The following is an 11,840-nucleotide window of genomic DNA, read 5'->3' as shown; positions in this document are numbered from 1 at the left end:
GAGGGCGTGTCGGACGTGTGCAGTGAGCGTATACACCGACACGGACACCGGGCCCCGAGTTGTGCACAACCGTTGTGGTTCACGTCACTTCGGGGCGACCGTGCCGTCCGTGAGCCCGTCGTACATCCCCTGCACCAGGAGCCCGCCGAGCCGGCCGGCCGTCCGCAGCGCCTCCTCGAACGCGGCGAGCCGGCGGAACTGCTCCCCGTACCGCTGCTGTTCGGCCAGCGGCAGCCGCGGGAGCTGGATCCGCCGGGCATCGAGCCGGGTAGCGGTGGAGGCGTAGCTGCTGGCCTGCCGGTTGTTGGCGGTGCCGCGCAGGAAACCGGCCAGGAACCAGGGGTCCAGGGCGGCCGGGTCGGGCCGCAGCAGCTGGAGGTTGCGGCCGAGGACGGCGCCCGCGGTGGCCTCGTCGACGACCCGGGCGACCGAGCCGCCGCCGAGCACGGGCACGACGACGTCGCCGGTCTTGAGGTGGAGTGGTTCGTCTGTGGCGCCTTCGGGCTGGGCGGCGGGAAGCGCGCCGCTCGGGGGCGTGCCGCCGAGGACGTCGTGTTCCGTGAGGACGGGGGCGGTTCCGGTGCCCGAGCCTCCGGTACGCAGCTGGAGGGCGCCCGCGCGGGCCAGTTCGCCGACGGTGGTGAGGGGCCAGCGCGCCGGGTCCGAGAGGTCGGCGGGCGGCGGGGTGAGGCGTGCGGTGACGCGCAGGGTGTCGGCCAGCCGCTCCCGTACGCCGGTCAGTTCGGCCGCTCCGCCGCCGGCCGCGGGGCGCGGGAGGTGGCGGGCCGGGGCGAGGTCCACGTCGTCGTCCAGGAGCTCGATGACGGGGACCGCGCGGCTGAGGCCGGGGCGGGTGCCGGGGTGGACGGTGCCGGCCGGTGTGCCGGTGGAGGTGGTGGGCGTGGTGTCGGCGGGGGCGCCGGGGTCCGTGGCGTGGTCCGCCCGGTCCTGCCGGTCCTGCCGGTCCTGCCGGCTGAACGTCTGCCAGGCGTCGAGTACGGCGTTCCGCACGGCCGGCCAGTCGAGCCGGTCCCGGCCGCCGCCCGCCTGGGCCCCCGCCCCGCCGGCCGCTTCGGCCGGGTCTGCGGTGTCGACGAGCAGGAGCTCGGGCGTGGGGTGCAGACCGCTGCCGGGCTTGCGCAGCACCCAGAGGTGGAGCGGGATGCCGTACGGGGGTGCGGCCCCCGCGGGGAGCGCGATGACCGCGCGGAGCGCGCCGCGGCGCAGCAGATCGGCGCGGATGCGGCGCCCGGAGCGGCGGGAGGCGGCGGCCGGAGGCATCAGCAGAACGGCGGTGCCGCCCTCGCGGAGATGGGCCAGCGCGTGCTGGACCCAGGCGAGTTCGGACTCGGTCCGCGCGGGGAAGCCGTACTCCCAGCGCGGGTCGTAGGCCAGCTCGTCGTGGCCCCAGTTGCGTTCGTTGAACGGCGGGTGGCAGAGCACGGTGTCGGCGACGAGCCGCGGAAAGGCGTCAGCCCGCAGGGTGTCGCCCGTGCGTACCGCGATGGCCGCGCTCTCGGTCCGCGACCCCTCGGACCGGAGGGCGAGACGGAGCGCCGTGAGCGCGGCGAGATCGGCGTCCGCCTCCTGCGCGTACAGGGCCGCGGGCCGGCTCACCGCGCGCAGCAGGGCGCCCGTTCCGGCCGCGGGGTCGAGGACGGTGCGGGCGGGCTTGCCCGGCTGCTTGTCGGCCTCTTTCCAGGGCTCCGCGAGGTCCGCCATCAGTTCGGCGAGTCCGGGCGGAGTGAGCGTGTACTGACGGGGGTTGGCGTCGAGCTGGCGGCCGAACAGGAACTCGAAGCACTGCCGGGCGCCCGTTTCGGCGGCCAGCTCGGCGGCGGCGCGCAGCAGCGGAACGGAGGGCAGCAGGCCGGAAGCATCAGGTGTGTGAACCGCCCGCCCGCCGGGGGCCGGGGCCGGAGCAGGGGGCACGGGGGCGCCGTCCAACGGCTGCCCCGCGGCAGCAGCCTGCCCGGCATCCGGCCCGAAGCGCGCGGTGAGGACGTCCTCCAGGGCCACCGGCAGCACGGCGGCCATCCGCTCGTCCGACACGGCACTGATCTCCAGCCATGCGGTGGGCCTGTCCCGTACGAGCAGGAGGGCGCAGCCGGTGTGGATCAGGGCGGTCACGGCACCGGCCGGGTGGCCGGACACCTGCTGCCAGACACGCTCGCGCAACGGGACCTCGGCGAGCTTGCCCTGGTCACGAAGCCACTCCTCGACCTCGGTCAGGGCGAAGGAAGGGCTCGTCTCGGTGCCGCCGACCGGTTTGGGGAAGTCCGCGTGGCGGCGGCGCCAGTTGCTGACGGCCGCGCGCCCCACCCCTGCGAGCCGGGCGATCCCGGCCGCGGTCACCTCTGTCGTGTTCTCCGGCACTGACTGCCTCCCTGCTCCGCTGCTCTGCCCGCTGCTGCCATGCCGCCCTGCTGCCCTGCTGCCCTGCCGCCCTGCCGCCCTGCCGCCCGAGAGCTGTGTCGGCGAGCATACCGACTCACCCGCGCGACACCACTTCACAGTGTGGATGAACCTCTTGCTCGTGAACCGTGTTGACTCGGTTCACAGGCTCTGGTCTTATTGACTCGTCACCGCAGAACAAGCGGTGTGCAGAACCGCTCACCACTCATCCCTGCATTTGCCGGAGGGCACACCCATGTCCCAGTTCACACAGCCCCAGCAGCCGTTCGCCCCCGACCAGACGCCCGGCGTCCGGTCCGCCCGCAACGGTCTGGGCACCGCGGCCCTCGTCCTCGGCATCATCGGCACCGTCTCCGGCCTGATCCCCTTCTTCTTCTGGCTGGCGGGCATCCTCGGCCTCATCGCCCTGATCCTGGGGCTGACCGGCCGCGGCCGGGTGAAGCGCGGCGAGGCCACCAACAAGGGCGTCACCACCTTCGGCGCCGTACTCGGCCTCCTCGCGCTGATCCTCTCGGTGGTCGGAGCGGTGATCACGTTCAAGGCCGTGGACGACGCGGTGGACGAGATCAACAAGGCGTCGTCGGGCTCCTCCGCAACCGCTGACCCGGGCGCCACGAAGGACGAGCCGGCCCCGGAGAAGACCGACGACGCCACGGACGCCCCGGCGGACGAGGAGGAGCCCCCGGCCGACCTCCTGGAAGAACGTGACACCGCCGTGTACGACGACGGCCTGGAGATCACCGTCGGCAACGCCGCCGCGTACACCCCGGACGCGTACGCCGCAGGTCACACCAAGGGCAACCGCGCCTACAAGGTCTCCGTGGTCGTCGAGAACAAGACCAAGGAGAAGTTCGACGCGGTGCTCGTCAGCGTCGACGCCCGGGCCGGCGAGGACGGGGTGAGTGCCGAGCAGATCTTCGACGGCAAGGTCGGCGAGGGCTTCACCGGCACGGTCCTGCCGGGCAAGAAGGTCACGGTGCAGTTCGCCTTCGACACTCCGGCGGACGCCAAGAACCTGACCGTCGAGGTCAGCCCCGGCCTCGACTGGGACGCCAGCCAGTGGGAGCTGAAGCTCTGACCCCGCTCCCCGACCGCCGGGCACCCGTGCCCGCGTCCCCGGCCCGAGCCCCGATACACCCCTGACCCCCGGAGCCCGCACCATGCACCCCGTAGCCCGCACCGCCGCAGCCGTTCTCTGCACCGTCGCGGTGTCCGGGCTCGCCGCCTGCGGCTCCTTCCTCGAAGACCCCGAGGCGCAGGCCCCGTTCGCAGGGCTGACCGCCCCGGAGGTCACCAGCAAGGCGATTGCCGCGACGAGGGCCGCCACGTCCGTACGACTGGCCGTGACGACGGAGTCGGCGGACGGCCCGGTCCAGGTGTTCGTCGCGACCGGAGCGCGCGGCGCGTGCACGGTGACGTTCTCCATGGGAACGGCGGGAACCATGGAGCTGGTCCGGGCCGACGGCACGGTCTACACGAAGTCGGACGAGGCGATGCTGCGGGCGGCCTCGGCGGACCGTCCGCGCGGCGACGCGGAGGCAGACGTCAAGAAGCTCACGGGCCGATGGGTGAAGGCGCGACCCGACGGCCGGCGCACGACGGAGAGCCTGCGCTACTGCGATCCGCGGCGTCTGCTCGACCGCCTGGCGGCGCGGAGCGACACCGCGCACAAGGGCGAGCGGGTACCGATCGGCGGCCGGCCGGCCCTCACCCTGACCGGCACGCCCCACGGGTCCGGCGCTTCGGGTGGTCCCGCCGGGGAGTCCTGGACGGCGAGCGTCGCCACCGAGGGCACGCCCTACCTCCTGAAGATGCGCGTCACCGAGCAGGGGGAGCCACCGCTGACCGTGGAGTTCTCCGGGTTCGGCAGACCCGTCCCGGCGAAGAAGCCCGCCACCCTCTGAGCCCGCTCGTCCCCCGTACACAACGGTGTACGGGGGACGAGTTGTTGGCGTACGGCGGAGCCCACGCAGTCCGTCGCGACGAGCACGCCGGACCGATGCCCCAGGCCACACGCCCGAACCGTTCCGTGCCGGCATCGAAGCCGCTCCCGTAACGCGCGCCTCGACCTCATCGGCAGGTCCACACCGGCCTGGATCGCGTCCTGACGCGCTACCGCCTCACAAGATCATCACGTCCGGGGCGTCAGCGTGACCAGCAGTGCGGGAGTCGTCTTCCCCTCGTTCCTGGGGAACTACGCGATGGTGACGGAACTCAGCAACTTCGTCTCCCTCATTCCGAGCATTTCCTTGATCGCCTGCCTCGAAAGGCGGATGCCTCCGGTGGAACGCTCCGCCGTCCGCCGACTCGATGCGCGAGACAACATGCTGGTGTCCGGCTTCGCGTTCCTGGTGACAGCGGTGGCTGCGGGAATGGCACTCCTGGGATCGGAGGCCACCTTGGTGGCGGCACGGAACAACCTGCTCTTCTGCGGACTCGCCCTGGGAGCCTGGCCCCTGATGGGCCACCGCGCGCCCCTGCTCCCCGTCTTCTGGATGATCCAGGCCATGTTCCTCGGCGGCAGGAGCCGCGACGACCCCTACCCCTGGGTGATCGTCACCGAGGCACCGCACGTCACCCACGCCGCCGTGGGGGCCGTCGCCGTCTTCCTGACCGGGCTTCTCTCCCTCATCTGCTGTCCAAGGATCGATCGATGACTCTGCTGCTCGACCGCGTCACCTTCCGCTACCACCGCTGGGAGCGCCCCGTTCTCTCCAGCTTCAGCTACGAAGTCCCCGGCGAGGGCCTGACGATCCTGCTCGGCCCCAACGGGGCAGGCAAGTCGACCACGATGTCCCTCCTGGCCGGCACGGTGGAACCGCTGGCCGGCAGAGTCCTGCTCAAGGACTCCGCCCTTACCTCCGCCAGCCGCGAATACCGCCGCCACGTGGCCTGGCTGCCCCAGCGGGTCCCCACGTCACGGCAGCTGACGGCCCGCGAGTACGTGGCATACGTGGCCTGGCTGAAGGGCGAGGATCGCACCAGCGCGTGGGAACGCGCCGAAGCCGTCCTCGACCAGGTGGGCCTCACCGAGCAGAGCGGCCAGAAGACGGCCAAGCTCTCCGGAGGCCAGCTCCGCCGTGTAGGCATCGCCTGCGCCCTCGCCCACGACGCACGAGTGATCCTCCTCGACGAGCCAACGGCCGGCCTCGACCCGCACCAGCGCACGGTGTTCCGAGACGTGGTCCGGAAGGTCGCCGCCCGTATCCCGGTACTGATGTCCACCCACGACATAGCCGACCTGGCCGAAGAGGCGAACACCGTCCTCATGGGGCTCAAGGACAGCGGCTGATCAGCACGCTCTTCGCGGAACGGACAGCGGGACCGCTCCTGAGCACCGCCCCCGTCAACCACCCCCTGGGTGATCAAGCACCGCACTGCCGCAGCATCATGTCCTTGTCCGCACTGGTGACGGGCAGTTCGTACTTCAGCGCCACCTGCGCGAACCGCACCGCGTACGCACAGCGGATGCGCTTCTTCGGCGGTAGCCAGGAGGCAGGTCCGGAGTCCTGCTTCGCCGAGTTGGCGCGGCCTTCGACGGGAAGCAGATTGAGCACGTCGTTCGCCAGCTGCCTGCGCTTGCTCTCCGGCCAACGGGCCGCACCCATCTGCCAGCTGTACGACAGCGGCACCACGTGATCGATCTGTACCTCCATGGCGTCCTGCTTGCGCCACTCGATGGTGCGGCCGGTGTAGGGGTCGTCCAACGTCATCGAGACGACCACACAGTCGGAGCCCGCACGGAAACGCACGTCCTCACCATCGCGATTCAGCAGATCGTTTCTAGTGTCACAACCATTCCGAGCGAGCGGAACGCCATCTGCCGTGTCCATCCAGGCATAACCGAACTCGTCCCGCTCGTAACCGGTGCGCGGCCCGCGCCCCTTGGTGGTCACGCCCCCGATGAGCTTGCGGGCGGCGGCCCTGTCGTCCTCGGAGGTGAGCGGTGCGAGCCCCGGCTTCGTACCGTCCCGGTTGCTCAGGGGACTGGCTCCGACGCCCTCACCCGACTGTCCGCCGCCGCTCGCCGCGCTGCTCGCGCCCTCGCTCCCGCCCTCCGTCGTCAGGGGGTCGCAGCCGGCCAGGGACAGCGCGACGGCCGCGCTCAGGGCGGGCAGCGCCACTCGGTACATGCGGGCAGATATCACTCGGAGCCATCCTGACGGGGAGAAAGCCGGACCCGGGAATCGTACGGACGTCTTCCCCGTCAGGGGCCGTTCAAGACGGACGACCCGCCCGGATGGGGCCCGGATCACATGCCACCGGACCCCGTGCGACCCGCACCGGGCTCACACCTTCCCGATCCCGAGCGTCGTCTCCGAGGGCAGCAGCCCGGCTCCGAGCACCGCCACCCACAAGGGCCCCAGCAACTCCACCAGCCGCTCCCGGCCCTCCTGTCCGAGGGCCGCCCACGGTCCGGCCGCCTCCTCGTCGGTACGCCGCTCCACCTCCGCGCGCAGCGCGCGGCCCGCTTCGGTGGCCATGCCGTCCGGCCGCAACAGCCCGCGCGTCTCCAGCCGTTGGCGCGCGGCCGCCCACTCCTGCGCGCTCCATCCCCGGCTCTCGAACACCTCGGGGCGTGCCGCGCCGACACCCGCGAAGGAGACCAGTGACTCGACCGGGTCGAGGCCCGCGGCGACGAGCGCCGCGATGTGCCCGTCGCCCCGGTGCTCGCGCAGGACGGTCGCGGCCTGCCACAGCGCCAGGTGCGGGGCGTCCGGCCAGGGCAGTGCGGCGTTGGCCTCGGCGAGCGGCCGGTCCTTCACCTCCGCCGCCTCGGCCGCGCGACGGACCAGTGCGGCGATCTCGGCGAGCTCCGGACCGTCGGTCCACTGCGCGAGCAGCGTGCGGTACGTACGGTCGACCGCCCTCGTCCGGGCCGCGAGCACCGCTTCCGGTGCGGCGACGGACCAGACGGCCGGGACGTACCGGCGGACCATCGCCGGACTGAAGCTGTAGAAGGTGTCGACGACCTGGCGCTCCTCCGCCGCACCGAGCGGCGCGGCACGCCAGGCGAAGTAGCCGGGCCAGCGCTCGTCGACGGCGTATCCGAGCGCGGCGGCCTCCTCGCGGGCCTCGGGCGCGTAGTAGAGGACGGCGTGCAGGGGCTCCAGCAGGTGCCACATCTGACGCACACGGCCCAGCTCTTCGGACATGTCTCCGCCTCCCGGAACGTCACGGCGCGAGGGACCCTGATCTTGCCAGTGACTAGATCCCCTTGGATTCCCAGAGTGCGCCTCCCCCTCCAACTTGTCAATGACTAGATTCGGCGTACCGTGCTGACCATGAGCAGCGAGCGCACCTATCACCACGGCGACCTGCGGCGCGCCGTTCTGGCCGCCGCCCTCGACGTCGTCGCGACGGACGGCCCCGGCGCCCTGAGCCTGCGCGACCTGGCCCGCCGGGCGGGCGTCTCGCACGCCGCCCCGGCCCATCACTTCAAGGACAGGACCGGCCTGCTCACAGCTATCGCCGCCGAGGGCTACACCCTCTTCGCCGACGCGCTGAGCGAGGCGCCGACGCTGAACGAGCGGGGCGTGCGGTACGTACGGTTCGCCAGGGAACACCCCGCCCACTTCCAGGTGATGTTCCGCCCGGAACTCCACCGCCCCGACGACCCGGAGCTGCTCGCGGCGAAGGCTCGCGCCGGCGACTCCCTGCGCGCAGGCGTCAGCGCACTCCCCGCCGAGGGCCGGACCGACGCGGGCATCGCCGCCTGGTCCCTGGCCCACGGCTTCGCCACCCTGCTCCTCAGCGGCAACCTGACCGGCCCTCTGGAGGCCCGGGACCCCGAGGAGGTCTTCCGCTCACTCGCGGGAATGCTCTTCGCCGACGGTGTCAGGACCCCAGGATCGTCGTGAGGAACTCCCCGGTCCACGCCAGGAGTTCGCGGCCCACCACCGGCTTGCCGCCGATCCTGCCCGCCGTGGGGCGGGGAACCAGGATCTGGTGGGCGGTCGGCTTGATGACCGTCTTCGGGTGGAGCCGCTTCAGGCGCAGCTCCTGGGACTCGCGCAGCTCCACCGGGGCGAAGCGGATGTTCGAGCCCTGGAGGACGATCTCGCCGACCCCGCAGGCGCGGGCCAGCATGCGCAGACCGGCGACCAGGAGCAGGTTCTCGACCGGCTCGGGGAGCTTGCCGTAGCGGTCGGTGAGCTCCTCGCGCACCGCCCTGATGTCGTCCTCCGTGTTGGCGGAGGCGATCGAGCGGTACGCCTGGAGGCGGAGCCGCTCGCCGGGGGCGTAGTCGTGCGGCACGTGGGCGTCGACCGGGAGCTCGATCTTGACCTCCAGCGGGGGCTCCTCCTCGACGCCGCCGTCGACCGCGGCCCGGTAGTCGGCCACCGCCTCGCCGACCATCCGGATGTAGAGGTCGAAGCCGACGCCGGCGATGTGACCGGACTGCTCGCCGCCGAGCAGATTTCCGGCGCCGCGGATCTCCAGGTCCTTCATCGCCACGTACATGCCCGCGCCCATCTCCGTGTGCTGGGCGATGGTCGCCAGGCGTTCGTGGGCCGTCTCGGTGAGCGGCTTCTCCGGCGGGTACAGGAAGTAGGAGTAGCCACGGTCCCGGCCACGGCCGACGCGTCCGCGCAGCTGGTGGAGCTGGGAGAGGCCGAAGTTGTCGCCGCGCTCCACGATCAGGGTGTTGGCGTTGGAGATGTCGATGCCGGACTCGACGATCGTCGTCGAGACGAGGACGTCGAACTTCTTCTCCCAGAAGTCCACGACGACCTGCTCCAGGGCGCTCTCCCCCATCTGCCCGTGCGCCGTGGCGATACGGGCCTCCGGCACGATCTCGCGGAGCCGGGCCGCGGCGCGGTCGATGGACTCGACCCGGTTGTGGATGTAGAAGACCTGGCCCTCGCGCAGCAGTTCACGGCGGACGGCGGCGCCGATCTGCTTCTCGTCGTACGGCCCGACGAAGGTGAGCACGGGGTGGCGCTCCTCCGGCGGCGTCGTGATCGTCGACATCTCGCGGATGCCGGTGACGGCCATTTCGAGCGTACGGGGGATGGGCGTCGCGGACATGGTCAGGACGTCGACGTTGGCACGGAGCTTCTTCAGCTGCTCCTTGTGCTCGACGCCGAAGCGCTGCTCCTCGTCCACGATGACCAGGCCGAGGTCCTTGAACCTCGTCTCCGCGGAGAACAGCCGGTGCGTGCCGATGACCAGGTCGACCGAGCCGTCCTTCAGGCCCTCCAGCGTGGCCTTCGACTCGGTGTCGGACTGGAAGCGGCTCAACGCCCGTACGTTGACGGGGAACTGGGCGTACCGCTCGGTGAACGTACCGAAGTGCTGCTGGACGAGAAGCGTGGTCGGTACGAGGACGGCGACCTGCTTGCCGTCCTGGACCGCCTTGAACGCCGCGCGCACGGCGATCTCCGTCTTGCCGTAGCCGACGTCGCCGCAGACCAGCCGGTCCATGGGGACCGTCTTCTCCATGTCCTCCTTGACCTCGGCGATCGTGGACAGCTGGTCGGGCGTCTCCGCGTACGGGAAGGCGTCCTCCAGTTCGCGCTGCCACGGGGTGTCCGGGGCGAAGGCGTGGCCGGGGGCCGCCATCCGGGCCGAGTACAGCTTGATCAGGTCGGCGGCGATCTCCTTGACCGCCTTCTTGGCCCGCTGCTTGGTCTTGGTCCAGTCGGCGCCGCCGAGCCGGTGCAGGGTCGGGGCCTCGCCGCCCACGTACTTGGTGACCTGCTCCAGCTGGTCGGTGGGGATGTACAGCCGGTCGCCGGGCTGGCCGCGCTTGGCGGGGGCGTACTCGACGAGGAGGTACTCGCGGGTGGCGTTCTGCACCGTGCGCTGCACCATCTCGATGTAGCGGCCCACACCGTGCTGCTCGTGGACGATGTAGTCGCCCGTCTCCAGCGTCAGCGGGTCGATGGTCTTGCGGCGCCGGGCCGGCATCCGGCCGAGGTCCTTGGTGGCCGTGCGCTGGCCGGTCAGGTCGGTCTCGGTCAGCACCGCGAGCTTGAGCGCCGGATCGACGAAGCCCTGGTCGATGGCGCCGCACGACACGTGGACGACGGACGGCGAGATCTCCGCCAGCTCCTGGTCGAGGCGGGCGGCGATGCCCTCGCCGCCCAGGACCTCGACGGTACGGGCGGCCGGGCCCTGGCCCTCGGTGACGTACACCGTGCGCCAGCCGTCCGCGAGCCAGCCCTTGGTGTCGGCGAGCGCGCGGGCGGTGTCGCCCCGGTAGGACTCGGGGGCGCGCATCCGCAGCTTGAGGGTGTCCTCGTCCAGCTCGTCGTCGGCGGCGAACGGGGAGACCGACCACCACATCATGTTCAGCTCGCGGGCCCGGTCGCGGACGTCCGCGATACCCCGCAGGGAGGCCGCGCCGACATCGATCGGGGCCTCGCCGCCGCCCGCCGTGGCCGCCCACGACGCCTGGAGGAACTCCTGGCTGGTGGCGACCAGGTCGGTCGCCCGCGTCCGCACCCGCTCCGGGTCGCAGACCACCGCCATCGAGCCCGCGGGCAGGACGTCGATCAGGAGCTCCATGTCGTCCACGAGCACGGGGGCGAGGGATTCCATGCCCTCGACGGCGATCCCCTCGGCGATCTTGCCCAGCAGCTCACCCAGCTCCGGGTGCGCCTCGGCGAGTGCGGCGGCCCGGGTGCGGACCTCGTCCGTGAGCAGCAGCTCGCGGCAGGGCGGCGCCCACAGGCCGTGCGAGGCGACCTCCAGCGAGCGCTGGTCGGCGATCTTGAAGTAGCGGATCTCCTCGACGTCGTCGCCCCAGAACTCCACCCGCAGGGGGTGCTCCTCGGTCGGCGGGAAGACGTCCAGGATTCCACCGCGTACGGCGAACTCGCCGCGCTTCTCGACCAGTTCGACCCGGGAGTACGCGGCGGCCGCGAGCGCCTCGACGACCTCGCCCAGATCGGCGGTCCGGCCGCTGCTCAGCGCCACAGGCTCCAGGTCACCGAGCCCCTTGACCTGCGGCTGGAGCACCGAGCGCACCGGCGCGACGATCACGCTGACCGGACCGGTCTCCGGGTCGTCCTGCCTCGGGTGTGCCAGCCTCCGCAGCACGGCGAGGCGGCGGCCCACGGTGTCCGAGCGCGGCGAGAGCCGCTCGTGGGGCAGGGTCTCCCAGGACGGGTACTCGGCGATGGTGTCAGGCGGCAGCAGCGTGCGCAGCGCCGCCGCGAGGTCCTCCGCCTCCCGGCCGGTCGCGGTGACGGCCAGCACGGTCCGGCCGGTCTCGCGGGCCAGCGCGGCCACGGCGAAGGGCCGGGCCGCCGACGGACCCACCAGGTCGACGTGCATCCGGTGGCCGTCGGCTGCGGCCTTCACCGCTTCGGAGAGCGCCGGGTCACGTACGACGACATCCAGCAGACCGTGCAGGCTCATGAAGGGCTTCCGTCCGGGGTACGGGGGTGTACTGACAGCCGGCTGCTGCCAGGGGC

Annotated in this window: 9 protein-coding genes; 5 read left to right on the top strand and 4 right to left on the bottom strand. The window is 71.9% G+C overall.

The features are described 5' to 3' along the window. Positions 1 to 84 precede the first annotated feature (84 nt). Positions 85 to 2,376 (bottom strand): N-6 DNA methylase, encoded by a 2,292-nt coding sequence (locus ACFWSK_RS12345; protein ID WP_383783867.1) that lies wholly within the window; start codon positions 2,374 to 2,376, stop codon positions 85 to 87. A 274-nt stretch (positions 2,377 to 2,650) separates the two neighbouring features. Between ACFWSK_RS12345 and ACFWSK_RS12340 the strand changes: the two genes are divergently transcribed. From ACFWSK_RS12340 to ACFWSK_RS12325, 4 genes are all read left to right on the top strand, one after another. Beyond that, complete coding sequence (locus ACFWSK_RS12340; RefSeq protein WP_383783865.1) at positions 2,651 to 3,493, top strand: DUF4352 domain-containing protein; 843 nt, start codon at positions 2,651 to 2,653, stop codon at positions 3,491 to 3,493. Positions 3,494 to 3,575: 82 nt separating this feature from the next. Then, a complete protein-coding gene (locus ACFWSK_RS12335) occupies positions 3,576 to 4,319 on the top strand; it encodes a hypothetical protein (protein WP_383783863.1) in 744 nt (247 codons plus the stop codon). Positions 4,320 to 4,565: 246 nt separating this feature from the next. After that, complete coding sequence (locus ACFWSK_RS12330) at positions 4,566 to 5,072, top strand: hypothetical protein (RefSeq protein ID WP_383783861.1); 507 nt, start codon at positions 4,566 to 4,568, stop codon at positions 5,070 to 5,072. Then, a complete protein-coding gene (locus ACFWSK_RS12325) occupies positions 5,069 to 5,707 on the top strand; it encodes an ATP-binding cassette domain-containing protein (RefSeq protein ID WP_383783859.1) in 639 nt (212 codons plus the stop codon). The genes ACFWSK_RS12330 and ACFWSK_RS12325 overlap by 4 nt, the downstream gene beginning before the upstream one ends. A 73-nt stretch (positions 5,708 to 5,780) precedes the next feature. On the opposite strand, the gene ACFWSK_RS12320 is transcribed toward ACFWSK_RS12325, so the two are convergent. Further along, on the bottom strand, positions 5,781 to 6,548 hold the full coding sequence (locus ACFWSK_RS12320; protein ID WP_383783857.1) for an HNH endonuclease family protein: 768 nt from the start codon (positions 6,546 to 6,548) through the stop codon (positions 5,781 to 5,783). 156 nt (positions 6,549 to 6,704) lie between these two features. Further along, positions 6,705 to 7,571 (bottom strand): hypothetical protein, encoded by an 867-nt coding sequence (locus ACFWSK_RS12315; protein ID WP_383783855.1) that lies wholly within the window; start codon positions 7,569 to 7,571, stop codon positions 6,705 to 6,707. Positions 7,572 to 7,700: 129 nt separating this feature from the next. On the opposite strand from ACFWSK_RS12315, the gene ACFWSK_RS12310 reads away from it, so the two are divergent. After that, a complete protein-coding gene (locus ACFWSK_RS12310; RefSeq protein ID WP_383783853.1) occupies positions 7,701 to 8,276 on the top strand; it encodes a TetR/AcrR family transcriptional regulator in 576 nt (191 codons plus the stop codon). Here ACFWSK_RS12310 and mfd read toward each other — a convergent pair. Beyond that, positions 8,254 to 11,784, bottom strand: coding sequence for a transcription-repair coupling factor (mfd, locus tag ACFWSK_RS12305; protein WP_383783851.1), 3,531 nt, complete (start codon positions 11,782 to 11,784; stop codon positions 8,254 to 8,256). The two genes, ACFWSK_RS12310 and mfd, sit on opposite strands and share 23 nt — an antisense overlap. Between the last annotated feature and the right edge of the window lie 56 nt (positions 11,785 to 11,840).

The organism is Streptomyces sp. NPDC058620 (genome assembly GCF_042717135.1).
Taxonomy (GTDB): Bacteria; Actinomycetota; Actinomycetes; order Streptomycetales; family Streptomycetaceae; genus Streptomyces.
The sequence above is the reverse complement of the archived record's forward strand: the minus strand, read 5'-3'. Positions and strand labels throughout refer to the sequence as shown.

Coding starts and splice junctions, on each gene's coding strand:
- ACFWSK_RS12340 (WP_383783865.1), top strand. CDS start 2,651: ATGTCCCAGTTCACACAGCCCCAGCAGCCGTTCGCCCCCGACCAGACG.
- mfd (WP_383783851.1), bottom strand. CDS start 11,784: ATGAGCCTGCACGGTCTGCTGGATGTCGTCGTACGTGACCCGGCGCTC.
- ACFWSK_RS12310 (WP_383783853.1), top strand. CDS start 7,701: ATGAGCAGCGAGCGCACCTATCACCACGGCGACCTGCGGCGCGCCGTT.
- ACFWSK_RS12315 (WP_383783855.1), bottom strand. CDS start 7,571: ATGTCCGAAGAGCTGGGCCGTGTGCGTCAGATGTGGCACCTGCTGGAG.
- ACFWSK_RS12325 (WP_383783859.1), top strand. CDS start 5,069: ATGACTCTGCTGCTCGACCGCGTCACCTTCCGCTACCACCGCTGGGAG.
- ACFWSK_RS12320 (WP_383783857.1), bottom strand. CDS start 6,548: ATGTACCGAGTGGCGCTGCCCGCCCTGAGCGCGGCCGTCGCGCTGTCC.
- ACFWSK_RS12335 (WP_383783863.1), top strand. CDS start 3,576: ATGCACCCCGTAGCCCGCACCGCCGCAGCCGTTCTCTGCACCGTCGCG.